Source organism: Pigmentiphaga kullae (assembly GCF_004216695.1).
Classification (GTDB): domain Bacteria; phylum Pseudomonadota; class Gammaproteobacteria; order Burkholderiales; family Burkholderiaceae_B; genus Pigmentiphaga; species Pigmentiphaga kullae.
Genome location: NZ_SGXC01000002.1, coordinates 712,195 through 738,740, shown reverse-complemented (window position 1 = coordinate 738,740; position 26,546 = coordinate 712,195). Strand labels below are relative to the sequence as shown.

At 68.9% G+C, this 26,546-nt stretch carries 22 protein-coding genes; 17 read left to right on the top strand and 5 right to left on the bottom strand.

Annotation, left to right across the window (positions count from 1 at the left end):
- Window positions 1-76: 76 nt before the first annotated feature.
- Genes EV675_RS17810 through EV675_RS17800 form a run of 3 tightly spaced genes read right to left on the bottom strand, consistent with a single transcriptional unit; the run spans window position 77 to window position 3,409 of the window.
- Window positions 77-1,048, bottom strand: coding sequence for a tripartite tricarboxylate transporter substrate binding protein (locus EV675_RS17810; RefSeq protein WP_130358549.1), 972 nt, complete (start codon window positions 1,046-1,048; stop codon window positions 77-79).
- A gap of 49 nt (window positions 1,049-1,097) precedes the next feature.
- Window positions 1,098-2,366, bottom strand: a complete 1,269-nt coding sequence (locus EV675_RS17805) for an FAD-dependent oxidoreductase (protein WP_130358548.1) — start codon at window positions 2,364-2,366, stop codon at window positions 1,098-1,100.
- A 29-nt stretch (window positions 2,367-2,395) separates the two neighbouring features.
- Window positions 2,396-3,409: a Bug family tripartite tricarboxylate transporter substrate binding protein gene (locus EV675_RS17800; RefSeq protein WP_165404643.1), complete on the bottom strand. Its 1,014-nt coding sequence runs from the start codon at window positions 3,407-3,409 to the stop codon at window positions 2,396-2,398.
- Between the two features lie 199 nt (window positions 3,410-3,608).
- Here EV675_RS17800 and ilvD point away from each other — a divergent pair, with 199 nt between their 5' ends.
- The 11 genes from ilvD to purT all read left to right on the top strand — a co-directional run bounded on the left by ilvD (window position 3,609) and on the right by purT (window position 17,391).
- On the top strand, window positions 3,609-5,333 hold the full coding sequence (ilvD, locus tag EV675_RS17795) for a dihydroxy-acid dehydratase (protein WP_130358546.1): 1,725 nt from the start codon (window positions 3,609-3,611) through the stop codon (window positions 5,331-5,333).
- 185 nt (window positions 5,334-5,518) lie between these two features.
- The gene (locus EV675_RS17790) at window positions 5,519-6,316 is read left to right on the top strand and encodes a crotonase/enoyl-CoA hydratase family protein (RefSeq protein ID WP_130358545.1); all 798 of its coding nucleotides are present in this window, start codon (window positions 5,519-5,521) and stop codon (window positions 6,314-6,316) included.
- Window positions 6,313-8,184, top strand: coding sequence for a feruloyl-CoA synthase (locus EV675_RS17785; RefSeq protein WP_130358544.1), 1,872 nt, complete (start codon window positions 6,313-6,315; stop codon window positions 8,182-8,184). Before EV675_RS17790 ends, EV675_RS17785 begins: the two co-directional genes overlap by 4 nt.
- On the top strand, window positions 8,181-8,942 hold the full coding sequence (locus EV675_RS17780; protein WP_130358543.1) for an SDR family NAD(P)-dependent oxidoreductase: 762 nt from the start codon (window positions 8,181-8,183) through the stop codon (window positions 8,940-8,942). Before EV675_RS17785 ends, EV675_RS17780 begins: the two co-directional genes overlap by 4 nt.
- 82 nt (window positions 8,943-9,024) lie before the next feature.
- On the top strand, window positions 9,025-10,161 hold the full coding sequence (locus tag EV675_RS17775; RefSeq protein ID WP_130358542.1) for an ABC transporter substrate-binding protein: 1,137 nt from the start codon (window positions 9,025-9,027) through the stop codon (window positions 10,159-10,161).
- A gap of 58 nt (window positions 10,162-10,219) precedes the next feature.
- Window positions 10,220-11,266: a branched-chain amino acid ABC transporter permease gene (locus EV675_RS17770; RefSeq protein ID WP_130358541.1), complete on the top strand. Its 1,047-nt coding sequence runs from the start codon at window positions 10,220-10,222 to the stop codon at window positions 11,264-11,266.
- Window positions 11,266-13,095 carry a branched-chain amino acid ABC transporter ATP-binding protein/permease gene (locus EV675_RS17765; protein ID WP_130358540.1) on the top strand — a complete coding sequence of 610 codons (1,830 nt, stop codon included), beginning with the start codon at window positions 11,266-11,268 and terminating at the stop codon, window positions 13,093-13,095. Before EV675_RS17770 ends, EV675_RS17765 begins: the two co-directional genes overlap by 1 nt.
- Before the next feature lie 11 nt (window positions 13,096-13,106).
- Window positions 13,107-13,844 (top strand): ABC transporter ATP-binding protein, encoded by a 738-nt coding sequence (locus EV675_RS17760; protein ID WP_130358539.1) that lies wholly within the window; start codon window positions 13,107-13,109, stop codon window positions 13,842-13,844.
- A 41-nt stretch (window positions 13,845-13,885) separates the two neighbouring features.
- Window positions 13,886-15,598 (top strand): acyl-CoA dehydrogenase family protein, encoded by a 1,713-nt coding sequence (locus EV675_RS17755; protein WP_130360180.1) that lies wholly within the window; start codon window positions 13,886-13,888, stop codon window positions 15,596-15,598.
- Complete coding sequence (locus EV675_RS17750) at window positions 15,537-16,085, top strand: MarR family winged helix-turn-helix transcriptional regulator (protein ID WP_130358538.1); 549 nt, start codon at window positions 15,537-15,539, stop codon at window positions 16,083-16,085. The genes EV675_RS17755 and EV675_RS17750 overlap by 62 nt, the downstream gene beginning before the upstream one ends.
- Window positions 16,086-16,167: 82 nt before the next feature.
- On the top strand, window positions 16,168-17,391 hold the full coding sequence (gene purT, locus EV675_RS17745; RefSeq protein WP_130358537.1) for a formate-dependent phosphoribosylglycinamide formyltransferase: 1,224 nt from the start codon (window positions 16,168-16,170) through the stop codon (window positions 17,389-17,391).
- Here purT and EV675_RS17740 read toward each other — a convergent pair.
- Together EV675_RS17740 and EV675_RS17735 are read right to left on the bottom strand one after the other, a co-directional pair.
- The gene (locus EV675_RS17740) at window positions 17,378-18,307 is read right to left on the bottom strand and encodes a BMP family lipoprotein (protein ID WP_130358536.1); all 930 of its coding nucleotides are present in this window, start codon (window positions 18,305-18,307) and stop codon (window positions 17,378-17,380) included. The genes purT and EV675_RS17740 overlap by 14 nt on opposite strands.
- Window positions 18,308-18,450: 143 nt before the next feature.
- Complete coding sequence (locus tag EV675_RS17735; protein WP_165404642.1) at window positions 18,451-20,052, bottom strand: ABC-F family ATPase; 1,602 nt, start codon at window positions 20,050-20,052, stop codon at window positions 18,451-18,453.
- A gap of 358 nt (window positions 20,053-20,410) precedes the next feature.
- Between EV675_RS17735 and EV675_RS17730 the strand changes: the two genes are divergently transcribed.
- From EV675_RS17730 to mnhG, 6 genes are read left to right on the top strand one after another with little or no spacing between them, the layout of a single operon-like run.
- A complete protein-coding gene (locus EV675_RS17730) occupies window positions 20,411-23,326 on the top strand; it encodes a monovalent cation/H+ antiporter subunit A (RefSeq protein WP_130358535.1) in 2,916 nt (971 codons plus the stop codon).
- Window positions 23,317-23,658 (top strand): Na+/H+ antiporter subunit C, encoded by a 342-nt coding sequence (locus tag EV675_RS17725; protein ID WP_124689566.1) that lies wholly within the window; start codon window positions 23,317-23,319, stop codon window positions 23,656-23,658. The genes EV675_RS17730 and EV675_RS17725 overlap by 10 nt, the downstream gene beginning before the upstream one ends.
- On the top strand, window positions 23,655-25,301 hold the full coding sequence (locus EV675_RS17720) for a monovalent cation/H+ antiporter subunit D (RefSeq protein WP_242621484.1): 1,647 nt from the start codon (window positions 23,655-23,657) through the stop codon (window positions 25,299-25,301). The genes EV675_RS17725 and EV675_RS17720 overlap by 4 nt, the downstream gene beginning before the upstream one ends.
- Complete coding sequence (locus EV675_RS17715) at window positions 25,298-25,789, top strand: Na+/H+ antiporter subunit E (protein ID WP_207221994.1); 492 nt, start codon at window positions 25,298-25,300, stop codon at window positions 25,787-25,789. The genes EV675_RS17720 and EV675_RS17715 overlap by 4 nt, the downstream gene beginning before the upstream one ends.
- The gene (locus EV675_RS17710; RefSeq protein ID WP_130358534.1) at window positions 25,786-26,064 is read left to right on the top strand and encodes a K+/H+ antiporter subunit F; all 279 of its coding nucleotides are present in this window, start codon (window positions 25,786-25,788) and stop codon (window positions 26,062-26,064) included. Before EV675_RS17715 ends, EV675_RS17710 begins: the two co-directional genes overlap by 4 nt.
- Window positions 26,061-26,495: a monovalent cation/H(+) antiporter subunit G gene (gene mnhG / locus EV675_RS17705; RefSeq protein WP_130358533.1), complete on the top strand. Its 435-nt coding sequence runs from the start codon at window positions 26,061-26,063 to the stop codon at window positions 26,493-26,495. The genes EV675_RS17710 and mnhG overlap by 4 nt, the downstream gene beginning before the upstream one ends.
- The last annotated feature ends 51 nt before the right edge of the window (window positions 26,496-26,546 follow it).

Below are 26,546 nucleotides of genomic sequence, written 5' to 3'. Positions count from 1 at the left end.
GGCGGGACTCCGGAGGCGGCGGTGAAAAGAGACCGTCCATTTTATAGAGAAGCCGACAGGTTTCCATGGACGCGCCTTAATCGGCCGTGGCGCCCGAGGCCTTCACCACCGGCGCCCATTTCTCGATCTCGGTCTTGACCAGGGCATCGAACTCCTCGGGCGTGCCGGGCGCCGAGGTCAGGCCCACCTCGGCCAGGCGCGCCTTGAAGTCCGCGCTGCGCAGGATGGTCCCCACGTCGGCGCTGATCTTGTTGATCACCTCGCGCGGCGTCGCCGCCGGCGCCACCAGGCCGAAGATGCTCTGCACATTGAAGCCCGGGATGGTCTCCGCCACAGTAGGGATGTCCGGAGCGCTGGGATCCCGCGTCTTGCCGGTGACGGCGATGGGCTTGAGCTTGCCCGACTTGATGTAGGGCATGGACGAGAACAGCGGGTCGATCAGCAGCGGCACGCGGCCGGCCATCACCTCGGTGTAGGCGGGGCCGCTGCCCTTGTAGGGAATGTGCAGCATGTCCACGCCGGTCATGCTCTTGAGCAGTTCGCCGGTCAGGTGCATGGAACTCCCGCTGCCCGGCGAGGCATAGCTCATCTTGCCCGGGTCCTTCTTGGCCATCGCGATCACGCCGGCCAGGTCGCTGGCCGGCAGCGACGGCGTGGCGGTGATGACGATCTGCGAAGTCACCAGCATGGAAACCCCCGCCAGATCCTTGACCGTGTCGAAGGGCATGCTCTTGCGCAGCGTCGGGTTGATGACGTGCGAGGTCACGACGATGCCCAGCGTGTAGCCGTCGGGCGCGGACTTGGCGACGTGGTCGGTGCCGACCACCGTGTTGGCGCCGGGCTTGTACATCACCACCACCGGCTGCCCCCAGGCTTTCTGCAGGCGCTCGGACAGAAGGCGGCCCAGGATGTCGATGGCGCCGCCCGGGGCATTGGGCACGATCAGCGTGACGGGCCTGGACGGATAGGCGGGGCCGGCTGCGGCCACGGCATGGGTGGCGCTTGCGGCGCAGACGGCGCCCAGCAGGGACGCGAACAGGATTTTCATGGTGTCTCCTTCGGAAATGGCGCGGGGACGCCGGCGTCCCCGCTTATGCTCAGATGTTGGCGCGTATGCGTTCCTGCAGGGCCGGCACGTCCACGTCCCGCACCTTCCCGCCCAGGGTCAGGTCCAGCGCGTGGGCGGCCGCAGCGCCCATGGCGATGCACGGCCCCATGACCCGCACGCTGGACAGCGCCGCCGCATCGGCGTCGATGCAGCGCCCGGCCGCCACGAGATTGTCGCTGCCGGCCGGAATCAGGCTGCGCAGCGGCACCGTGTGCACGTGGTCTTCGCCGAAGGGTTCCCACACGTAGCCCTCGGGTTGGTCATGCAGCTCCACCGGCCACGAGGTCCGCGCGACGGTGTCCGGGAAACGCGTGGCCGCGCGCACCTCGTCCGTCGTCAACTGGTGCAGGCCGGCGATCCAGCGCGTCTGCCGGATACCCGGCAAGGCGTAGGCGCGGATGCGTGCCGCGCCGAAGGCCCGCGGATACTCTGCCTTCAGGAATTCGATGACGCGATCCACCTGTTCGCGGCCGGCCAGGGCCGTGGCCGAGGCCGCCAGCGGGTCCAGCGGCGTTTCCATGTGGGTCATGTTCATCGCCGCCACGCCCCGTCCGGGGAAGCGGAAGAACAGCCCGTCGTCGCGCGAGATGCCGTACTGCGCCGCCTTTTCCTTGATGCGCGCGGTGAAGGCCTCGCGCGTGGGCAGATGGGCCTCGTCCAGGTGTTCGAGCACGAACATCTGGGTGCCGAAGATCGGCACGTCGGGCTCGCGGCAGTCCAGGCCCGCCAGCCACGCCAGCGCCGCGTCGCCGCTGGCATCGACATAGCCGCGCGCATCCACGTGCACGTCGCCATAGCGGGTGGCCAGCTCCAGCCGCTGCAGCCGGCCGCCTTCGCGCCGCGCCTCGCGCAGCACCGCGCCCAACACCACCGTGATGCCGGCGTCGCGGATCTTCTGTTCGATCCAGCGGCCCAGCGCCACCTCGTCGTAGTAGACGACCGTGGTCAGCGGCCCCACGTTGTGGTGCAGCGCGCCGGCCTTGCCCAGGTCCTCGAGGATGCCGTCGGCGATGCCATGGGTGAGCTGGATGCGGTTCGGTCCGTTCGAGAACAATCCGCAGAAGGTGCCGATGATCGACCCCACCGCCTGGCCGCCCAGCATGGGCAGGCTGTCCACCAGCACGACCCGGCGGCCCAGCGCCGCCGCCTCGAGCGCGGCCGAGACCCCCGAGATGCCGGCCCCGACCACGCACAGGTCGGCATCGACGTGCCAGGGCCGGCTTTCGGTTCGTCGGACGGTTCGTACTTGGTTTGCCATGCGGATTCTCCTTGATGCGGCAATGCTCTTCAGTTTTTCAGGCCCAGGCGCGCGACCATGGCCTTCTCGCGCTCGTAGGAAGCGCGCATTTCCTCGGTGAAGCCGGCCGTGTCCCGGTAGCCGGGGATAAGGTCGAACTTCTCGAGGATTTCCTGGTGCGCGGGCTGGTCGATGGCCCGCTTGTAGGCGTCGTGCAGCACGCGCACGACCGCCGGATCCATGTTCTTCGGACCGACCAGGCCGATCGGCGAGGTGTAGACGATGGGCAGGCCCAGCTCCGTTGCCGTGGGCACGTCGGGAAACTTCTCCAGCCGCGACTCGCTGAAGGTCACGAGCAGCCGCATCTTGCCGGCCTGCACCTGGGGTGACCAACTGGCCGAATCGGACATCGCGTCCACGTGTCCGCCCAGCGCCGCCTGGATGACGTCGGCGCTGCCCTTCATCGGAATGACGTTGAATTTCACGCCCTTTAGGCGCGCGACCTCCTCCATCAGGAGATGGCCGCCATTGGCGAAACCCACCGTGCCATAGCTGACCTGGCCGGGGCGGGCGCGGGCGGCGGCGATCAGGTCTTCGAAGCTGCGCAGCGGGGAATCGGCGCGTACCGCGATGCCGAATGGACTCGTCACCAGGCAAAGGATCCAGGTCAGGTCGCGCAGCGCGTCGTAGCGCACCTTCTGCAGATGCGGCATGCGGACCTGGATCTGCAGGGCCTGGGTCAGGAGGTAGCCGTCGCCGCGCTCCTGCCGGGCCATGGCATCGGCGCCCAGCAGCAGGTTCGCGCCGGGACGATTCTCGATGATGATCGGCTGGTTGTTCAGGAACGGCGCGGCGAGCTTGTCCACGAACCGCTGGTAGACATCCAGCAACCCGCCGGCGCTGGCCGGCACGATGATGGTGATGGGCCGGTTGGGAAATCCCTGGCTGGCCGTTGCCAGGCTGGGCAAGGCAAGGGCGGGCACGCCCGCCGCCAGGCCACGCAGCAGTTGCCGGCGGCCGGACCACGTGCCGGGACCGGCGGGGCTTCGCGGGTACATGCTCATGTCGTCTCCTGTTCCGGCATCCATGCCGTGTCGAATTCGGTCCGGGGCGGATCCGCGGCAGATTCTCCGGCAGCCGCGCCGAACGCGTCAATATTTTTCGAAATTGTGTTTCATTTTAATTTTAACCACGGATCGCCGTTGCTCGGAAGACTTGCCGAATGATAAATTGAAATAACGTTTCAATTTTTATGGAGACCTCATGTCCTCGTCCGAAACAGGCAAGGCTGCGCCTCGCCGTCCGCTGCGCAGCAACTTCGAACCCGGCACCTCGCGCTGGGCGGTCAGGCGGGCGCAATGGCGCGCGCTGGGCCTGACCGACGCCGACATGGAAAAACCCAAGATCGCCGTGGTCAATACCTCGTCGGAACTGTCGAGCTGTTTCAGCCACCTGGACGGCGTCGCGGCCGCGGTCAAGCAGTCCATACGCGAGGCCGGCGGCCTGCCCTTCGAGGTGCGCACCGCCGCGCCCAGCGACTTCATCACCAGCGCCGGCGCCCGCGGCGGCTACATCCTTCCCAGCCGCGACCTGATCGCCAACGACATCGAAGTGGCGGTGGAAGGCGCCCTGCTGGACGGCATGATCTGCCTGGCCTCGTGCGACAAGACCACGCCCGGCCAGCTCATGGCGGCCGCCCGTCTGGACCTGCCCACGTTGGTCGTGGTGTGCGGCTATCAGCGCAGCGGCCACCACAGGCAGCAGCACGTCGACATCGAGGAAGTGTTCCTGGCGGCGGGGCACGTCGCGGCCGGCCGCATGGATCCGGCGGAGCTGACGGCGATGAGCGAGCAGGCGGTGCGCGGCCCCGGCGTCTGTGCCGGCATCGGCACCGCCAACTCCATGCACATGGTGTGCGAGGCGCTGGGCATGGCCCTGCCCGGCAGCGCGCCCGTGGCCGCCAACAGCCCGCGCATGATGGCCACGGTCGAGCAGGCCGGCGCCCGCATCGTCCAGATGGTCTGGGACGACCTGCGCCCGCGCGCCATCCTGACCCCCGAGGCCTTCGCCAACGCGGCCCGCGTGGTCCTCGCGCTGGGCGGCTCCATCAATACCATCAAACACTTGCAGGCCATCGCCAACGAAGCGCAAGCCGGCGTGGACGTCTACCGATTGTTCGAGCGGCTGGCTGACAGCACGCCCCTGATCGCCGCCATCCGCCCCAACGGCGACCACTCCATCGAGGACCTGGAACGCGCGGGCGGAACGCTGGCGGTGTTCAAGCGCCTGGCCGGCCTCTACCACCCGGGCGCGCCGACCGTGTCGGGCCGGCCCCTGGGCGAAGCCGTGGACCGGGCCCAGGTGCGCGACGAAGCCATCCTGCGCCCCGCCGACCAGCCGCTGTCCGCCCGCCCCTCCATCGTCATCCTGCGCGGATCGCTCGCGCCCGAAGGCGGGATCGTCAAGCTGGGCCTGGCCACCGGCAAGGCCATGCGCTTCGAGGGGCCGGCACGCGTGTTCGAGTCGCAGGAAGACGCCATCGCGGCCTTGCAGCGCGGCGAGATCGAACGCGGCACCGTGGTCGTGATGCGCGGGCTGGGCGTGCGCGGCGGGCCGGGCATGGGCATGGCCTCGCGCTTCGTGTTCGTCCTGGACGGCGCGGGACTGGGCGAGCATGTCGCGGTCGTCACCGACGGACAGCTTTCCGGCCTGGTCAACAAAGGGCTGGTCGTGGGCGAGGTCTCGCCCGAGGCCGCGGCCGGCGGGCCGCTGGGGCTGGTCCAGGACGGCGATCCCATCGCCATCGACATCGATGCGCGCACCGTGGACCTGAAGGTGGCCGACCCGGAACTGGCCCGCCGCCGCGCGGCCTTCGCGCCGCCCCCCGCCGGACGGGTGCGCGGCTGGCTGTCGGTGTACGAGCAGGTCGTGCGGCCCCTGCCCGAGGGCGCGGTCATCACCCACACCGGGCCGGGTGGCGCGCGCTGACCCCGCAAGGCGGCCGGCTCGGTAGACGATTATTCTTCTTAATCATATTGTCATGACCGGGCCGGATCCAAGCTTTCTCGAACTCTCTTTCTTGCTCTCTGAATTCCTGTATTGAACCTAGGGTAAGCCCCAGCGTTTCATGCGAAAAATTAGTTCATACTAATAACTAATACAGAGAACACTCCATGGCGCTCGCCGTGGATACCAGTGGAGAAGACAGCTTGTTGTCCGTCGATACCAGCGGGCCGATCGGGCGCATTGCGCTCGCTCGCCCCGGCAAACGCAATGCGCTGAACGATGACCTGATCGCCCAGTTGCACATTGCCTTCATCAACATGCCCGAGCATGTGCGCGCGGTCATCCTCACGGGCGAAGGCGAGCACTTCTGTTCCGGATTGGACCTGTCGGAGTTGCGCCAGCGCAGCGTGGCCGACGGCATCGTCCACTCCCGCGGCTGGCATGCCGCCTTCGAGCAGATCCAGTTCGGCAAGGTCCCCGTCGTGGCGGTGCTGCACGGCGCCGTGGTCGGCGGCGGCCTGGAGCTGGCCAGCGCCTGCCACATCCGCATCGCCGAACACACCGCCTTCTACGGGCTGCCCGAAGGCCAGCGCGGTCTGTTCGTCGGCGGGGGCGGCTCGGTGCGCATCTCGCGCCTGATCGGCGTCGCACGCATGAGCGACATGATGCTGACCGGCCGCGTCTACGATGCGCACGAAGGCCTTGCCGCGGGCCTGTCGCAATACCTGGTTCCCGAGGGCGCCGGGCTGGCCAAGGCCGAGGAACTGGCCGCGCGCATCGCCGCCAACGCCCCGCTCAGCAACTATGCCGTGCTGCAGGCCCTGCCCCGCATCGCCGACCAGTCTCAAAGCGAAGGCCTGTTCACCGAATCACTGATGGCCGCCATCGCGCAGGGCGACATCGACGCCAAGGCCAGGCTGGAAGCCTTCCTGCAAGGGCGCGCCGCCAAGGTGGGCAAGCCATGACCACCGCGCACATCCCCTACCGCCAGGCATCGCGGGGAGGTTCGCTGTCCGCGCACATCGAGCGCCGGGACGATGGCACGCTGCGCCTGCGCTCGACCGAACCGCTGCGCCCCTACCCCGGACGCCTGACGGACTGCCTGCTGCATTGGGCGGCCATGTATCCCGACCGCCTGTTCGCCGCCAAGCGGCGGGACGGCGGTGCCTGGACCGAGATGCGCTACGGCGACGCCCTGCACAAGGCCCGCGCCATCGCGCAGGCGCTGATCGACCGTGGCTTGTCGGTGGACCGGCCCATCGTCGTGCTGTCGGACAACGATCTCGAACACCTGCAGGTGGCGCTGGGCGCCATGCTGGCGGGCGTGCCCTACGCCCCCATCTCGGCCGCCTATTCGCTGGTGTCGCAGGACTTCGCCAAGCTGGAACACACGCTCAAGGTGCTGACGCCGGGCCTGGTGTTCGTCTCGGACGCCACGGCCTATGCGCGCGCCATCGCCGCCAAGGTGCCCGCCGACGTCGAAGTCGTGGCCGTGCGCGGCGAGGTTCCCGGCCGCCGGCTCACCCGCTACGACGAACTGCTGGCCACCCCGGCCACGGACGCGGTCGATGCCGCGCATGCCCGCGTCACGCCCGACACCATCGTCAAGTTCCTGTTCACCTCGGGCTCGACCCAGTTGCCCAAGGCGGTCATCAACACGCAGCGCATGCTGTGCGCCAACCAGCAGATGCTGGTGCAGTGCCTGCGCTTCCTGGCCGAGGAACCGCCCGTGCTGGTGGACTGGCTGCCGTGGAACCACACTTTCGGCGGCAACCACAATATCGGCATCGCCCTGTACAACGGCGGCACGCTGTACATCGACGAAGGCAAGCCCACGCCGCAGGGCATGGCCGAGACGCTGCGCAACCTGCGCGAGATCTCGCCCACCATCTACTTCAACGTGCCCAAGGGCTTCGAGGAAATCGTCGCCGCCATCGAACGCGACGAAGCCCTGGGCCGCACTTTCCTGGCCCGGGTCAAGGCCTTCTTCTTCTCGGGCGCGGGCCTCTCGCCCCAGGTCTGGGAACGCCTGGACCTGGCCGCGCAGCGCCTGTGCGGCGAGCGCATCCGCATGCTGACCGGCCTGGGCATGACCGAGACCGCGCCGTTCGCGCTGTGCGCCAATTCGGATCTGGTGTTTTCCGGCGTCATCGGCCTGCCGGCGCCGGGACTCGAGGTCAAGCTCGTTCCGGTGCAGGGCAAGCTCGAGGTCCGCTATCGCGGCCCCACCGTCACGCCCGGCTACTGGCGCGCCCCGCAGCAGACGGCCGAGTCCTTCGACGAGGATGGCTATTTCCGCTCGGGCGACGCGGCCCGCCCCATCGATCCCGAGCGGCTGGAGCTGGGCCTGGCCTTCGACGGCCGCATCTCGGAAGATTTCAAGCTGTCCACCGGCACCTTCGTCTCGACCGGACCGCTGCGGGCACGCATCATCGCCGCCGGCGAACCGTATGTGCAGGACGTGGTCATCGCCGGCCTCAATCGCAACGACGTCGGTGTCCTGATCTTCCCTCGCATGGCCGAATGCCGCCAGCTCGCGGGCCTTGCGGCCGACGCCGCGCCCGCGCAGGTGCTGGCCGCGCCCGCGGTGCGCGAGATGTTCCAGGAACTGGTGGACCGGCTCTGGGCCTCGGGCACCGGCAGCGCGACCCGCGTGGCCCGCGCGCTGGTTCTCGACGCGCCGCCGTCCATCGATCTGGGGGAGGCCACCGACAAGGGCTCCATCAACCAGCGCAACGTGCTCAAGCACCGCGCCGACGCGGTCGAACTGATGTACGCCGGCACCGATCCGCGCGTCATTCTTCCCCATACCTCCCCCGGGAGCCCATCATGAAGATCGAAGGAATGGCCGCACTGGTCACCGGCGGCGCCTCCGGGCTGGGGGCGCAGACCGCGCGACTGCTGGCCGCGCGCGGCGCCCGGGTCGCGGTCCTGGACCGCAACGCCGCGCAGGCCCAGGCAGTGGCCGCCGACATCGGGGGCCTGGCGCTGCCCTGCGACGTGGCCGATGCCGACAGCGTGCAGCAGGCGCTGGACGCGGCGCGCGGGCAACACGGCCCCGCGCGCGTCCTGGTCAATTGCGCCGGGGTCGGCGGCGCGCACCGGATAACGGGAAAACAGGGGCCGATGCCGCTGGCCGATTTCAGCCGGATCGTGCAGATCAACCTGATCGGCACGTTCAACGTCATGCGCCTGGCCGCGGCCGAAATGACCGCCCTCGGCCCCCTGGACGACGGCGAACGCGGCGTCATCGTCAACACGACCTCCATCGCCGCCTACGACGGCCAGATGGGGCAGACCGCCTATGCCGCCTCCAAGGGCGGCATCGCCGCGCTGACCCTGCCGGCGGCGCGCGACCTGGCCCAGTTCGGCGTGCGCGTCATGGCCATCGCCCCGGGCCTGTTCCGGACGCCGCTGCTGGACGAATTGCCGCCGGAGGTCCAGACCGGCCTGGGCGGTTCGGTCCCTTTCCCCAAACGGCTGGGCCAGCCCGCCGAGTTCGCCGCGCTGGTGGCGCACATCGTCGAGAACGCCTACCTGAACGGCGAGGTAATCCGCCTGGACGGCGCGCTGCGCATGCCGCCGCGATGAGGCCCAGGCACCTGTAGTCGAACCGGCGCAAGGGCGTCCCAGACACGCCTCCCGCCTCATGCAAAACCCCAGAGGAGACATCATGAACCTACGCAAGCTGCTTCTTCCCGCGGTCGTCGCATTGCTGTTCCAACCCGCCGCTCGGGCCGAGATCATCATAGGCGTCAGCCTGCCGCTGACCGGCCCCGCCTCGGGCCTGGGCATCCCGTGCAACAACGGCCTGGCGCTGTGGCCCAAGTCCATAGGCGGCGAAACCCTGCGCGTCATCGTGCTCGACGATGCCTCCGATCCCACCGTGGGCGTCAAGAACGCGCGCCGCTTCGTGTCCGAGGACAAGGTCGACCTGATCGTCGGCTCGGCGGCAACGCCCGTCGCGCTGGCGATGTCGGACGTCGCCGCCCAGGCCAAAACGGTGCAGCTGGCGGCCTCGCCCATCGTGACCGCCCCGGGCAAGGACGAATGGTCGTTCCGGCTGGCCCAGTCCAACGCGGTCATGGCCATCCCCGTCGTTGCCCACATGAAGAAGCATGGCGTCAAGACGGTCGGCTTCCTGGGCTACTCCGACACCTACGGCGAAAGCTGGCTCAACGACTTCACCAAGGAAGCCAAGGCCGCCGGCATCACGGTGGTCGGCGCCGAGCGCTTCGCCCGGACCGACACCAGCGTGACCGCCCAGGCGCTGAAGCTGACCTCGGCCAACCCCGACGCCATCCTGATCGCCGCCTCGGGCAGCGGCGCGGCCATGCCCCACAAGGCGGTGGTCGACCGCGGCTATCGCGGCAAGATCTACCAGACCCACTCGGCCGCCTCGCGCGACCTGATGCGGGTGGGCGGCAAGGACGTCGAAGGCGCCTTCGTCGTGTCCGGCCCCGCCACGGTGGCGGATCAACTGCCCGACAGCAATCCGTCCAAGAAATTCGGCGTGGACTACATCGCCCGCTACGAGAAGATCCATGGCGCCGGTTCGCGCAACCAGTTCGCCGCGCACATGTACGACGCCGCCATCCTGCTCGAGAAGGCGGTGCCCGTCGCGCTGAAAAAAGCCCGCCCGGGCACGCCGGAATTCCGCGCCGCGCTGAAGGAAGCGCTGGAGAACGGCGGCGTGACGCCGGTCTCGCAAGGCATCATCAACTACACGCCGCAGGACCATTGGGGCTTCACCAAGGAAACCGGGCTGATCATGAAGGTCGTCAACGGCGACTGGAAGGTCGAACAATAAGCCACCCCGGCCGGCGTGCGGGCGCCGGCCTTTTCCACCCCAGACCAAGAGCTTGCACATGGACTTGACGATAGCCGGCGTCTTGACGCTGGACGGCCTGACCAACGGCGCGATCTACGCGCTGCTGGGCATCGCCACTGTCCTGATCTTCACCGTTACGCGCATCCTGTTCATCCCCCAGGGGGAATTCGTCGCCTTCGGCGCGCTGACCCTCGCCCTGTTCCAGACCGGCCAGGTACCCGGCACGGTCTGGTTGCTGTTGGTGGCCTGCGCCGCGGCCTTCCTGCTCGACCTGCGCATCCTGCTGCGCACGCCCGCCGCGTCGGGCCGCGCGCGGGCCGTCCTGCGCCTGGCGCTGGGCCAACTGGCCCTGCCGGCCGCGATCGCCGCCGTTTCCGTCTGGGCCGCCCCCAGGGACCTGCCCATCCTGCTCCAGGGCCTGCTGACGCTGCTGATCGTCACCCCGCTGGGACCGCTGACCTATCGCCTCGCCTACCAGTCGATCGCCGAAGCCAGCGTGCTGGTCCTGCTGATCGTCTCGGTGGGCGTGCATTTCGTGCTGCTGGGCCTGGCGCTGTTCTTCTTCGGCGCCGAAGGGTTCCGCAACCCTCCCTTCATCGATGCCCGCTATGCGCTGGGGCCGCTCAACCTGTCCGGACAGGTCATCGCGATCTTCGCCGCCTTCGTGCTGCTGATGGCCCTGCTCAAGCTCTTCTTCGGCCGCACGCTGTACGGCAAGGCCCTGCGCGCCACCGCCGTCAACCGCCTGGGCGCCCGTCTGCTGGCGATCTCGGCCGATGCGGCCGGCAAGCTCGCGTTCGCGATGGCGGCCTTCATCGGCGCGCTGTCCGGACTGTTGATCGGCTCGACCACGACGGTCTTCTACGACTCGGGCTTCCTGATCGGCCTGAAGGGATTCATCGCCGCCGTCGGCGGCGGGCTCGCCAGCTATCCGGCCACCGCCGTGGGCGCGCTGCTGCTGGGCGTGGCCGAGTCCTTCGGTTCGTTCTGGGCCAGCTCGCTGAAGGAAGCCATCGTCTTCACGCTGATCCTGCCGGTGCTGTTGTGGCGCTCGCTCTACACCCCTCATCACGAAGAACACTGATGAAGCCCCATTCCGACACCCTGCGCGCGCCCGGCGCCGGCATCGCCGGCCGGTCCGGCGCCTACCCGGCGCGCACCGCGGTCCTCGCGCTGTTCGTCGCCGCGCTGCTGGCGTTGCCGCTGCTGCCCGTGCCCGAATTCTGGATCACCCAGCTCAACTACATCGGCCTGTACGCCATCGTCGTGGTCGGCGTCGTGCTGCTGACCGGCATGGCCGGCCTGACTTCCTTCGGACAGGCGGCCTTCGTCGGGCTGGGCGCCTATGCCACCGGCGTGCTGTCGGTCACCTACGGCGTCTCGCCCTGGCTGGGCCTGCTGGCGGGGCTGGCGGTCACCGCCTGCGCGGCGCTGCTGATCGGCCCGCTTACCCTGCGCATGTCGGGCCACTACCTGCCGGTGGCCACCATCGCGTGGGGCCTGGCGGTGTTCTACCTGCTCAGCAGCATCGACTGGCTGGGCAAGTACGACGGCCTGATGGGCATCTCCCCCGTATCCTTGGGCGGCCTGGTCTTCGACACCGGCCGCTCGCAGTTCTACCTGATCTGGGCCTTCGCGCTGGCCGCCATGCTGGTGGCCGCCTGGCTGCTGGATTCGCGCAGCGGACGGGCCATCCGCGCGCTGCGCGACGGCACCGTGCTGGCGGAGGCCATGGGCGTGAACACGCTGCGCTACAAGATCGGCGTGTTCGTCCTGGCCGCGCTGTTCGCCTCGGTCTCGGGCTGGCTGTTCGCCCACTTCCAGCGCAGCGTGAACCCCTCGCCCTTCGGGCTGAACATGGGCATCCAGTATCTTTTCATGGCGGTGCTGGGCGGATTGGGATCGGTCTGGGGCGCACTGACCGGAGCGGCGGCGGTCAAGCTGATCGAGGACCAGCTCCAGGTGCTGATTCCCGCGCTGCTGGGCCGCACCGGCAGCTTCGAGGTCATCGCCTTCGGCATCATCCTGGTGCTGGTGCTCAAGTATGCCCGGCAAGGCATCTGGTCCTTCCTGGACGGACTCGCGCCGCGCGCCCGCCGCAAGCGCGACTGGGCCGAGGCCGCGCCCCTGCCGGTGCGGCCCAAGCCCGAGCGCGGCGCCGTCGTGCTCGAGGGCAAGGGGCTGCGGCGCCAGTTCGGCGGCCTGGTCGCGGTCAACGACGTGGACCTGGCGGTGCGCGCCGGCGACATCGTCGGGCTGATCGGCCCCAACGGCGCCGGCAAATCCACCACCTTCCACCTGCTGAGCGGCGTGCTGGCGCTGAGCGCGGGCGAGATCCTGCTGCATGGCCGGCGCGTGGACGGCCTGCCCTCGCGCACGATCGCCAGCCGCGGCCTGGCCCGCACCTTCCAGCACGTCAAGATGATTCCCGACATGAGCGTGCTGGAGAACGTCGCGCTGGGCGCGCACCTGCGCGGCGGCACGGGCGCCCTGCGCTCCATGCTGCGGCTGGACCGCCCGCAGGAGCGCAGCCTGCTGCGGGAGGCCGAGGCGCAACTGGCGCGGGTGGGCCTGGGCGACCATCTGCATGAGCCCGCCGGCAACCTGGCCATGGGCCTGCAACGACTGATGGAGATCGCGCGGGCACTGTGCAGCGATCCCGCCGTGCTGCTGCTGGACGAGCCCGCGGCCGGCCTGCGCCACTTCGAAAAGCAGGCCCTGGCCAAGGTGCTGCGGCAGTTGCGCGGCGAAGGCATGGGCATCCTGCTGGTCGAGCACGACATGGACCTGATGATGAACGTGGCCGACCGCATCGTCGTGATGGAGTTCGGCACCCGGCTGATGGAAGGCACGCCCGCCGAAGTACGGGCCAGCCCCGCGGTGCGCGCGGCCTATCTGGGCACCGAACATTGAAGGAACAGCGCATGAACCAGGCATTGCTGGACGTCTCCGACCTGCACGCGGGCTACGGACGGGCCGAGGTCTTGCACGGCATCACCCTGCGGGCCGAACGAGGCTCGGTCGTGACCGTGATCGGCCCCAACGGCGCGGGCAAGTCGACCCTGCTCAACACGCTGATCGGCGCGGTGGGCGCGCGCGGCCGCATCCGGTACGAAGACCGGGACATCACCCACATGCGCCTGGAGGACCGGGCCATGCTGGGCATCTCGCTGGTACCCGAGAAGCGCGAGCTGTTCTCCAGCATGACGGTGGAAGACAACCTCGTCCTGGGCGCCTTTCGCCAGGTGCGGCTGCGCAACCGCGCGTGCATGGACACGCTGGACGAGATCTACGCCATGTTCGGCCGGCTGCACGAACGGCGCCGCCAGCTGGCCGGGACGCTGTCGGGCGGCGAACGCCAGATGCTGGCCGTGGGGCGCGCGCTGATGAGCCGTCCCGAACTGCTGATGCTGGACGAGCCCAGCCTGGGGCTGGCGCCGCGTATCGTCGCCGAGGTGTTCGAGGTGATCGAGCGCCTGCGCCGCACCGGCGTCACCATCCTGCTGGTCGAGCAGAACGCCCGTGCCGCGCTCGAGGTGGCCGACTACGGCTACGTGCTGGAGATGGGCGAGATCTCGCTGCACGGCCCGGCGCGGGAACTGGCCGGCGACGGCCGCGTGGTCGACAGCTACCTGGGGGCCGCGCCGGCCCCCGCCATGTGAAGGGGGAACCCGTGCGACGCTACGTGCCGCCCCTGCAAGACATGCAGTTCGTGATCGAACGCGTGCTGGGCGCCCCGGCGCAATGGCCGGACCTGCCCGCGTTGGCCGACCACGACATCGAGACGGCCCGGCACGTGCTGACCGAGGCCGGACGCTTCGCCGCCGACGTGCTGGCGCCGCTGAACGCGGTGGGCGACCGGGAAGGCTGCACATGGACCGACGGACAGGTCGCAACCCCCGCGGGCTTCGCCGGCGCCTATCGCGCCTATGTCGAGGCCGGCTGGCCCAGCCTGGGCTGCGCGCCCGAATGGGGCGGCCAGGGCCTGCCGCACCTGCTGGAGGCCGCGGTCCAGGAAATGCTGGTGTCGGCCAACCACGCGTGGTCCATGTATCCGGGCCTGCTGCACGGCGCCTACGCCTGCCTCGCGGCCCATGGCGACTCTGCATTGAAGGCGCTTTACCTGCCCAGGCTGGCCAGCGGCGAATGGCTGTGCACCATGTGCCTGACCGAACCCCAGGCCGGCTCCGACCTGGGGCGCATACGCACCCGCGCCACCGAACGCGACGGCGCCTACGCCATCGACGGCGGCAAGATCTTCATCTCGGGCGGCGAACACGACCTGACCGACAACATCGTGCATCTGGTCCTGGCCCGCCATCCCGGCGGCCCGCCCGGGCCGCGCGGACTGTCGCTGTTCCTCGTGCCCAAGGTCCTGCCCGATACCGGCGAGCGCAACGCCGTGTACTGCGACGGCGTGGAAAGCAAGCTCGGCATACGCGGCAGCGCCACCTGCTCGATGCGCTTCGAGGGCGCGCGCGGCTGGCTGCTGGGCGAGCCCTGCAAGGGCCTCGCGGCCATGTTCGTGATGATGAACGCCGCGCGGCTGGGCGTCGGGCTGCAAGGGGTGGCCCATGGCGAAGCCGCCTACAAGCACGCGCTGCGCTATGCCCGCGAACGCATCCAGGGACGCCCCGCGCCCGGCGCCGCCGAGGGCACGGAGCCGGTGCCGATCGCGCGCCATCCCGCGGTGCACGCCAACCTGGCGGCGCAGCGCTGCGCGGTCGAGGGGGCGCGCATGCTGGCCTACTGGACGGCGCAGTTGCTGGACGAGTCCGAGTACGCGCCCACCCCCGACCAGCGACGCGACGCCCACGAACGCCTGGCCCTGCTGACCCCCCTGGTCAAGGCCTGGTGCACGCGGGCGGGATTCGAGGTGGCCGACCAGGCCCTGCAGGTGTTCGGCGGACATGGCTATATCGAGGAGACCGGCGCGGCGCAGGCGCTGCGGGACAGCCGTATCCCGCTCCTCTACGAAGGTACGAACGAAATCCAGGCGGTGGACCTGCTGGTGCGCAAGATCGTCGCCGACGGCGGCGCCGCCTACGGCCACCTGCTGGACGACCTGGAAGCCGCGGCCCGCCACGACGGCCGGGGCCTGGAGCAGCAGGCCGTCCAGCTGGATGCGCTGGCCGCGCATCGCCGCCTGCTGGCCGGCCTGATCCGGGAGTCGGCCGAGGATCCCGGCTACCCCTATCGCGCCGCGGACGACTTCCTGCGCGCCGCCGCCCTGCTCTGCCTGGGCCGCTGGTGGCTGAAGGTGCTGGCGCTGTCCCGCGGGGACGGCGCGGCGCCGCGCGGCAAGGCCGCGACGGCCTGCCATTTCTTCGATACCGTATTGCCTGGGATAGCCCATGTCGAACATCGCATACGGTGCGCCCGGCGCGCCCTGCCCGACCTCGATGACTGCGATTGAAGCCCCGGCCGCCGCGGAACGGCCGCACGACGGGAAAAGCCGGCGCGGCGGCCTGGACCGGCGCCGCCTGGACCATCTGCTCGGCTTCATGACCTCGCTGGCGGACGCCACGCTGCGCAAGGCCTTCGTCGCGCACATGGGCGACCTGAAACTGCGTCCGGTCGAGTTCTCCATCCTGGCGCTGCTGGCGGTCAACCAGCGGGTCACGCAGAAAAAGCTCTGCCTGGCGCTGGACACGCCCGCCCCCAACCTGGTCGTGGTCCTGACCCGCCTGCAGGAGCGCGGCCTGCTGCGCCGCATACGCAGCGAGGAAGACCGGCGCGAACAGCACGTGGAACTGACCGACGAAGGCCGGCAACTGGCGGATCTCGCCCACGCGCGCTCCCAGGCCATGGAGGCCGGGGCCCTGTCGGTACTGACCGCGGGCGAACAACTGCTGCTGTTCGAGCTGCTGCGCAAGATCGCCACCGGCGGGCGCCCGGCGTAGGCGCGCGCCCCGCGTGGGCGGGCGCAGCAAGACCGGCCGGTTCGCGCTACATTTCGGTTTTCGCTTCTGGACGACCCCCGCGATGACCGCCACCCGTTTCCCCACCCTGGGCACCCCGCTCTCCCCCGCAGCCGTGCGCGTCATGCTCCTGGGCTCAGGCGAGCTCGGCAAGGAGGTCATCATCGCCCTCCAGCGGCTGGGCGTGGAAGTCATCGCGGTCGACCGCTATGCCGACGCCCCGGGCCACCAGGTCGCGCATCACGCCCGGACCGTCACCATGACCGACCGGGACGCGCTCAAGGCGCTGATCGAGGCCGAGCGCCCGGACATCATCGTTCCCGAGATCGAGGCCATCGCCACCGACCTGCTGGTCGAGCTGGAAGCGGCCGGCGTGGCGCGCGTCACGCCCACCGCCCGCGCCGCCCAGCTGACGATGAACCGCGAGGGCATACGGCGCCTGGCGGCCGAGACCCTGGGCCTGCCCACCTCGCCCTACCGCTTCGCCGCGACCCGTGAAGAATTGCAGGCGGCCATCGACCAGCACATCGGCTACCCGTGCATCGTCAAGCCGGTCATGTCGTCCTCCGGCAAGGGCCAGTCCAAGCTGGACGGCCCGCAGGACGTGGAACGCGCCTGGCGCTACGCGCAGGAAGGCGGCCGCGTGGGCGCCGGCCGGGTCATCGTCGAGGGCTTCGTGCGCTTCGACTACGAAATCACCCTGCTGACCGTCCGCTCGCGCGGCGCCGACGGCCAGGACCGCACCGATTTCTGCGAACCCATCGGCCATGTCCAGGTGGACGGCGACTACGTCGAGAGCTGGCAGCCCCACCCCATGTCCCCCGCCGCCCTGGCCCGGTCCCGCGAGATCGCCGCCAAGGTCACCGGCGAGCTGGGCGGCTACGGCATCTTCGGCGTCGAGTTGTTCGTGGCGGGCGACGAGGTCTGGTTCTCCGAGGTCAGCCCCCGCCCGCACGACACCGGCATGGTCACCATGATCTCGCAGGTGCAGAACGAATTCGAACTGCACGCCCGCGCCTTCCTGGGCCTGCCCGTGGACACCTCGCTGCGCCAGCCCGGTGCGAGCAGCGTCATCTATGGGGGCATCGAGGCGGGCGCGGTAGCCTTCGACGGCGTGGCTCAGGCCCTGGCCGAGCCCGGCACCGACCTGCGGCTGTTCGGCAAGCCGGAGTCCTTCGTCAAGCGCCGCATGGGCGTCGGGCTGGCCTCGGCGGCTTCCGTGGACGAGGCCCGGGCCAAGGCCAAGCGCGTCTCGTCGGCGGTCAAGCCGCGCGCTATATCCGGCTGAGCAGGCCGCTCAGGTCGAATTCCCGCCCCGAGTATTCGCGGCTCGGGGTGACCTCGCCCCGCAGCAGGGCCTGGCTCCACTCCTCCACGGCCTGCCGCGTGGACGGCGCGGCCAGCGGACTGAGCGCCAGCCGGACGTATTCGGGGCACTCCACGCCATGGTCGACACGGGTGCCGAAAGGCAGATTGCCCCCGGCATGATCCTGGATGGCCGCCGCGATGCAGCGGCCGGTGTCGGCAATGGCGGAACCCACGAACAGCTTCGGATCGGTCTCGGTCCAGTCGACGATTGCACCAATCTGGCGCAGCCGGAATTTCTGGCAGGCCAGCACCGCACCCGGCCGGCCCCCATCGATGGCCGCGAACACCACGTCCACGCCGCGCTTGGCCATGGCCTCGCAGGTCTCGAAGGCCAGGCCTTCGTCGTCCTGGCTGCCGCAGAAGGACGTCATCATGCCCATGCCCGGCGAATGCCGCATCGCCCCGTCCACATAGGCCGCCCGGGCCGACAGCGCCGCGTCGGTCTTGACCGCCGACAGGTGCCCCAGGCCGCCGGTGCGGCTCTCGGCGGCCGCCGCGACGCCGGCCAGGAAGGCCGATTGCTCTTGCCTGACGCCATAGACCGCGCAGTTCTCGGCCAGGTGCGACCCCTGGATCACGACGAAATGGATGTGGGGAAAGCGCTCGGCGGCCATGGCCACCGGATAGTCGCCGGCGCTGCCGTAGGCGATCACCAGGTCGGCGCCGCGATGGCAGACGTCGATCACCCGCGCCGCGCGTATGGCCGGGCCGGTGGATTCTATCCAGATCAGCTCGACCTGGCGCCCGGCGCCCCGGGCGATTTCCACGCCGGCCACGCCGCACTGGTTGAAACTGCCGTAGCCGGGGGAACCGAAGAGCAGGACCTTGACGCGCATGGTTCAGCCCGCCGCGCCGGGGGCCCCCGGCGCCATGAGGGGGGCGATAGACAAAGATTTCCGCATCGTCTTCTCCTTGGCGGTGGAACGGATGCCACCGGACTCGAAGCAGACCAAGCAATCTTCGTGCCGTTCCGCCCCGGTCAGTCCTCGATGCCGCGCGAGGCCAGGTACTCGTCGTACGTGCCCTTGTAGTCGATCAGCTGGCCGTCGGGCAGTATTTCAATGATACGGCTGGCCAGGCCCGATACGAACTCGCGGTCGTGCGACACGAAGAACAGCGTACCCTGGAACTTCTCGAGCGCCAGTTGCAGCGACTCGATCGATTCCATGTCCAGATGGTTGGTGGGCTCGTCCAGCAGCAGCACATTGTGCTTGCGCAGCATGAGCTTGCCGAACATCATCCGGTTCTTCTCGCCGCCCGACAGCACGCCCACGGCCTTGCCGATGTCGTCGCTGGAAAACAGGAGGCGCCCCAGCACCGAGCGGATGGCCTGGTCGTCGTCGCCGGGCTGGCGCCACTGGCCCATCCAGTCGAAGACGTTGTCGTCGGTCTGGAAGTTGTCGGACACGTCCTGCGCCATGTAGCCCAGGTTGGCGTTCTCGGACCACTTGATCGTTCCCTGGTCGGGCGCCAGGTCGCCGGCCAGCATCCGCAGCAGCGTCGTCTTGCCCACGCCGTTGGCGCCGATGATGGCGATCTTCTCGCCGGCCTCGACCATGGCGGAATACTTCGGGATGACCGGGTGGTCGTAGGATTTGACGACGCCCTCGATCTCGACCGCCTGGCGGTGCATGACCTTGGCCAGCTCGAAGCGGATGTAGGGATTCTGGCGCGACGACGGCTTGACCTCGACGGTATCGGCCTTGAGCTTGTCGATCTGTTTCAGGCGCGAGGTGGCCTGGCGGGCCTTGGACTTGTTGGCCGAGAAGCGCCGCACGAAGTCCTGCAGCTCGGTGATGCGCTCCTTGGCCTTGGCGTTCGAGCTCATCAGGCGCTCGCGCGCCTGGGCCGAGGCCAGCATGTAGTCGTCGTAGTTGCCGGGGTAGATGCGCACCTCGCGGTAGTCCAGGTCGGCCATGTGGGTGCAGACCTGGTTCAGGAAGTGGCGGTCGTGGCTGATGATGATCATCGTCGACTGGTACTGGTTCAGGACCGTTTCCAGCCAGCGGATGGTGTTGATGTCGAGGTTGTTGGTGGGTTCGTCCAGCAGCAGCACGTCGGGGTTCGAGAACAGCGCCTGCGCCAGCAGCACCCGCAGCTTCCAGCCCGGCGCGATCTCGCGCATGGGCTGCTGGTGCTGCTCGACCGGGATTTCAAGGCCCAGCAGCAGCTCGCCGGCACGCGCTTCCGCAGTGTAGCCGTCGTATTCGGCGAACTTGGCCTCGAGATCGGCCGCCCGCATGTAGTCTTCGTCGGTGGCGTCGGGATTGGCGTAGATGGCGTCCCGGTCGCTCATGGCCTGCCACATTTCGGCGTGGCCCATCAGCACGACGTCCAGCACGCGCACGTCTTCAAAGGCGAACTGGTCCTGGCGCAGCTTGCCCAGGCGGGTATTGGGCTCGAGCGAGACGTTGCCGGCCGACGGCTCGAGATCGCCGCCGATGATCTTCATCAGCGTGGACTTGCCGCTGCCGTTCGCACCGATGAGGCCATAGCGGTTGCCTTCCCCGAACTTGACCGAGACATTCTCGAACAGGGGTTTGGGACCGAACTGGATGGTGAGGTTGGCGGTGGAAATCACGGCGGAAACGGGCTCGCAAGAAAAGATAAACGTCGCGCGCAGCCAGGGCGGAAGCGCAAAGATCAACCTATTAGTGTAACAGCCCTGATTCGGGTTGACCCGAATATTTACAGAATGGACATGGAGCGCCCGATGACCCACGCGCCCGCGCAGCATCGCACCGGCGTTTGTTACCATTGGGCGCATAGCCACGAAGCCGGAACTGCGGCCGGCCACGTGCGCAAGCCTCTCCCGGACACGATGGCGCAAGACCGAGCGCGGGATCCTGCCCGCCCCGTGGCCTGGCGAGGTTCGTTCTTTGTTGCTCGCTCCTGCGTTGCCCCACCCATACTTATATCAAAGAGAGTGACCGCCACCCATGTCCTTGCTGATTCTCCTAGCGCTTCCTTTCGCCGGCAGTGTCGTGGCGGCCTTGCTGCCCGCCAATGCCCGAAACCGCGAAGCATGGCTTGCTGGTTTGGTCGCATTGGCAGGGACGGTACAGGCCGCCCTGCTCTACCCCGAGATTTCGTACGGCGGCGTGGTCCGCTACGAGTTCGCCTGGCTGCCTTCGCTGGGACTGAATTTCGTCCTGCGCATGGACGGGCTGGCGTGGATATTCAGCCTGATGATCACCGGCATCGGCCTGCTCGTCGTGCTGTACGCGCGCTACTACATGTCGCCGGAAGATCCGGTGCCGCGCTTCTTCTCCTTCTTCCTCGCCTTCATGGGCGCCATGCTGGGCGTGGTCCTGTCCGGCAACCTGATCCAGCTCGCGCTGTTCTGGGAACTCACCAGCCTGGTGTCCTTCCTGCTGATCGGCTACTGGCACCACCGGCCCGACGCGCGGCGCGGGGCACGCATGGCGCTCACGGTCACGGCCGCCGGCGGCCTGTGCCTGTTCGCGGGCATCCTGGTGCTGGGCCACATCGTCGGCAGCTATGACCTGGAAACGGTGCTGTCCTCGGGCGACCTGATCCGTTCGCACCCCGTCTACGAGGTCGCGCTGGTCCTGATCGCGCTGGGCGCGCTGACCAAGAGCGCGCAATTTCCCTTTCATTTCTGGCTGCCCCACGCCATGGCGGCGCCCACCCCGGTGTCCGCCTACCTGCACTCGGCCACCATGGTCAAGGCCGGCGTCTTCCTGCTCGCCCGGCTGTGGCCGGTGCTGGCCGGCACCGAGGAATGGTTCTGGATCATCGGCGGCGCGGGCCTGTGCACCCTGCTGCTGGGGGCCTATACGGCCATCTTCCAGCAGGACCTGAAAGGGCTCCTGGCCTATTCCACCATCAGCCACCTCGGCCTGATCACGCTGCTGCTGGGGCTGGGCAGCCCGCTCGCGCTGGTGGCCGCGGTCTTCCACATCATGAACCACGCGACCTTCAAGGCCTCGCTGTTCATGGCGGCCGGCATCATCGACCACGAATGCGGCACCCGCGACATCCGCCGGCTCAGCGGGCTGGCCCAGGTCATGCCGATCACCGCCACGCTGGCCATGGTGGCCGGAGCCGCGATGGCCGGCGTGCCGCTGCTGAACGGCTTCATCTCGAAAGAGATGTTCTTCACCGAGGCCGTGGTGGTGGGCAACGCCGTCGGCATGAGCCATGCGCTGCCCATCGCCGCCACCGTGGCGGGCGCCTTCAGCGTGGCCTATTCGTGGCGCTTCCTGCACGACGTGTTCTTCGGACCGCCGCCGCACGACCTGCCCCGCACCCCGCACGAGGCTCCGCGCTGGATGCGCTTCCCCGCCGAGGTCCTGGCCTTCCTGTGCCTGGCCGTGGGGGTGGCGCCGGGCTATACCATCGCCCCCTTCCTGGCCACCGCCGTGCGCGCCATCCTGGGCGAAGCGGTGCCCAGCTACAGCCTGGCCATCTGGCACGGCTTCAACCTGCCGCTGGTCATGAGCTTCGTCGCGCTGGTGGGCGGATCGGCGCTGTACATGATCCTGCAGAAGACCCTGCGCCTGAGCACGGTCGAGCGCCTGCCGCTGTTCTACCGCTTCAACGGCAAGCGCGCCTTCGAGCGCATCATGACCCTCGCGACGGCGCTGGCGGACCGGCTCACCAACAGCCTGGGCGCGCGCGGCCTGCAATCGCAGCTGCTGGGCATCGTGGCCTTCGCCATCCTGGTGGCCGTCGTCACGCTGTACGGCCGGCCGCTGCTGATGCCCGCCGCTCAGACCTCGCCCATCGACCCGACCTTCGCCATCCTGTGGCTGATCGGCATCGCCTGCGCCATCGGCACCGCCTACCAGGCCAAGTACCACCGGCTGGCCTCGCTCATCATGATGGGCGGCGCCGGGCTGGTCACCTGCATCACCTTCGTCTGGTTCTCGGCCCCCGACCTGGCGCTGACGCAGTTGCTGGTCGAGGTGGTCACCACCATCCTGCTGCTGCTTGGCCTGCGCTGGCTGCCGCGCCGCAAGGAGCCCAGGGAACTGGGCATACGCGTGCCCGCCATCGCCTGGCTGCACCGGGTGCGCGACCTGGCCATCGCCGTGGCGGGTGGCGCCGGCATGGCGCTGCTGGCCTACGCCGTGCTGACGCGGCCCTATCCCGACACCATCTCCAACTACTTCCTGGAGCGGGCGCTGACCGAGGGCGGCGGCACCAACGTCGTCAACGTGCTGCTGGTGGATTTCCGCGGCTTCGACACGCTGGGCGAGATCTCGGTGCTGGGCATCGTCGCGCTGACCGTCTACGCGCTGCTGCGGCGCTTCCGTCCCGCGCCCGAGAGCATCGCCCTGCCGCACCAGCAGATCGACCAGGGCAAGACCGACGCCGCCGCGCGCGCGGGCGACGATCCGGCGGTGGGCTACCTGCTGATGCCGTCGGTGCTGATCCGGCTCGCGCTGCCCATCATCGCGCTGTTCGCCGTCTTCCTGTTCATGCGCGGGCACAATCTGCCCGGGGGCGGCTTCGTCGCCGGGCTGACGCTGTCGGTGGCCTTCATCCTGCAATACATGGTGGGCGGCACCGCCTGGGTCGAGTCCAAGATGCGGCTGCACCCGCAGCGCTGGATCGGCCTGGGCCTGCTGTTCGCGGTGCTGACGGGCATGGGAGCCTGGCTGTTCGGCTATCCCTTCCTGACCTCGCACGGTGCCCACCTGCACCTGCCCCTGGTGGGCGAGATCCACGTGCCCAGCGCCTTTCTTTTCGACCTGGGCGTGTTCAGCCTGGTCGTCGGAGCCACGATGCTTATCCTTACCGCCCTGGGCCACCAGTCCATACGCAGCCACCGCGCCGCGCAGCAGGCCGAGGCCGAGCTTCCCCGGGGAGGTGCCCGGTGGAAGTGATCATCGCCATCGCCATCGGCGCGCTGGGCGGCTCCGGCATCTGGCTGCTGCTGCGGCCCCGGACCTTCCAGGTCATCATGGGCATCTCGCTGGTGTCCTATGCCGTGAACCTGTTCATTTTCTCGATGGGCAAGCTGTCGCTGGACCAGATTCCCATCCTGCGGGCCAGCCGCGCCAGCGAGGTCGCCGACTACGCCGACCCGCTGCCCCAGGCGCTGGTGCTGACCGCCATCGTCATCGGCTTCGCCATGACCGCGCTCTTCCTGGTCCTCATGCTCGCCTCGCGCGGCCTGAGCGGCACCGACCACGTGGACGGCAGGGAGGGTGAATGATGCTGTCCTGGCATGACCATCTCATGATCGTCCCCATCGTCCTGCCCATGCTGGTGGCCGGCTTGATGCTGCTGCTGGGCGAGGGCCGCGCCACGGCCAAGGCCGTGGTCAACGTGGCTGCCACCGTCACCCTCCTGGCCGTGGCAATCGCGCTGCTGCGGCAGGCGGACGCCGGCCCGGTGCGCGTCGCGGTCTACCTGGCCGCCAACTGGCCGGCGCCGTTCGGCATCGCGCTGGCGCTGGACCGGCTGTCGGCCATCATGCTGCTGCTGACCGCCATCATGGCGCTGGGATCGCTGCTGTATTCGCTGGCACGGTGGCACCGTGCGGGCGTCCATTTCCATCCCCTGTTCCAGCTCCAGCTGATGGGGCTCAACGGCGCGTTCCTGACGGCGGACCTGTTCAACCTGTTCGTCTTCTTCGAGATCCTGCTGGCGGCCTCCTACGGGCTGCTGCTGCACGGCTCCGGGCCGCAGCGGGTCAAGGCAGGCCTGCACTACATCGCCGTCAACCTGGTCGGATCGTCGCTGTTCCTGATCGGCGTGGCGCTGATCTACGGCGTGACCGGCACGCTGAACATGGCCGACGTGGCCGTGCGCATCGGCCAGGTCGAGGCGTCCGACCGCATGCTGATGGAGGCCGGCGCCGCCATCCTGGGCGTGGCCTTCCTGACCAAGGCGGGCGCCTGGCCGCTGAACTTCTGGCTGCCGCCCTCGTACGCCGCCGCCTCGCCGCCCGCCGCCGCCCTGTTCTCCATCATGACCAAGGTGGGCGTGTACGTGATCCTGCGGCTGTCGCTGCTGATGTTCGGCGACCAGGCCGGCGAGTCCAGCGGCTTCGTCCAGCAATGGATCCTGTACATCGGGCTGGCGACGCTGACCTTCGGCACGCTGGGCATGCTGGCCTCGCAGAACACCGGACGGCTGGCCGGCTTCGCGGTCATCATCTCCTCGGGCACGCTGCTGTCGGCCATAGGCTTCGGCCGCGACAGCGTGACGGCCGCCGCCCTGTTCTACCTGGTCAGCTCGACGCTGGCGCTGGGCGCCTTCTTCCTGCTGCAGGAACTGATGGAGCGCAGCCGGACCTTCGGCGCCGACCTGCTGGCGGTCACGCTGGAAGCCTTCGGCCTGGACCGCCCGGTCGACGCCGAAGAGGACATGAGCACGACCGACATCGGCGTGGCCATCCCCGCCGCGATGGCCTTCCTGGGCCTGAGCTTCATCGCGTGCGCGCTGGTGCTGTCCGGCCTGCCGCCGCTGTCGGGCTTCGTCGCCAAGTTCGCGCTGCTGACCACCATCCTGAACCCCGATGGGCTTACGCCCGAGATCGGCAGCCCCGAGCCCGTGCTGGCCTGGGTGTTGCTGGGCCTGCTGGTGGTCTCGGGCCTGACCACCGTGGTGTCGCTGACCCGCATCGGCATACGCGCGTTCTGGGTGCCCTCCGGCCGCGCCCAGCCCCGGCTGCGCGTGATCGAGGTCTTTCCCATCGCCGCCATGCTGGTGCTGGGCATCGTGCTGATGGTCCAGGCCCAGCCCGCCATGCGCTATTTCACCGACACCGCCCGCGCCCTGCACCATCCCGACGACTACGTGCGCGGCATCATGTCGGCCCGGCAGGCCGGCCCAGGGGGCGCCACCCCATGATCCGACGCATCCTTCCCTGGCCGCTGACCTCGCTGTTCCTGCTGGCGATGTGGCTGCTGCTCAACCAGACGCTCTCGCTCGGCCATATCCTGCTGGGTGCACTGCTGGCCGTCGGCATACCGCTGTGGACCGCGCCGCTGCGGCCGGTCAGGGCGCGCCTGCGGCGGCCCGCGGTGGCCGTGAAGCTGTTGGGCGTCGTCATCCTGGACAGCATCAAGTCCAATTTCGACGTCGCCCGGGTCATCCTGGGCTCCAAGGCCAAACGCGACAACTCCGGTTTCATCCGGATGCCTCTGGCGCTTCAGGATCCGCACGGCCTGACCACCCTGGCGCTGATCCTGACCGCGATCCCGGGCACGGTCTGCATCGAACTGGCCGACGACAAGAGCTGGCTGCTGATCCACGTGCTGGACCTGAACGACGAGCAGTTCTGGATCGACACGATCCGGACCCGCTATGAACAACCGCTGATGGAGATCTTCGAATGAATGGCATGCTCGAATGGGCCAGCCTGTTCTCGCTGCTGTGCATCGCCGTCGCCATGCTGCTGGCCACGCTGCGGCTGCTGAAGGGCCCGGCCGCTCAGGACCGGGTGCTGGCGCTGGACACCATGTACATCTGCGCGATGCTGATGCTGCTGGTGCTGGGCATACGGACCGGCAGCACCGAGTATTTCGAGGCCGCGGTCACGATCGCGCTGCTGGGCTTCGTCAGTTCGGTGGCGCTGGCCAAGTTCCTGCTGCGCGGCGAGGTGATCGAATGACGGGCGAGATGATGCTGCCGCTATGGGCCGAGATCCTGGTCTCGCTGCTGCTGGCCGCGGGCGGCGTGCTGACCCTGGTCGGCTGCCTGGGGCTGTGGCGCTTCCATAGTTTCTACCAGCGCATGCACGGCCCGACGCTGGGCGCCACGATGGGGATGGTGTTCATCGTGCTGGCCTCGATGCTGTATTTCACGATGACCGACGAGGGGCCGGCGCTGCACGAGGTGCTGATCGCGGTGTTCCTGACCTTGACGGTGCCGGCGACGACGCTGATGCTGGCCCGGGCGGCCTTGTACCGGCATCGGCGCGCGGGCAAGGACGTGCCGCTTCCTGATGGAGCGACGACGGCCGCCCGGTTCCGTACGGACACGCTGGACGACGAACACTACTACTCCGTGGACGAAAAAAAGGGCCCTCCCCCCACGCCCTGACGGGCTTCACCTCGAGGGGGCGGCGCTGGGCGGACCGGCCAAGCCGGATCC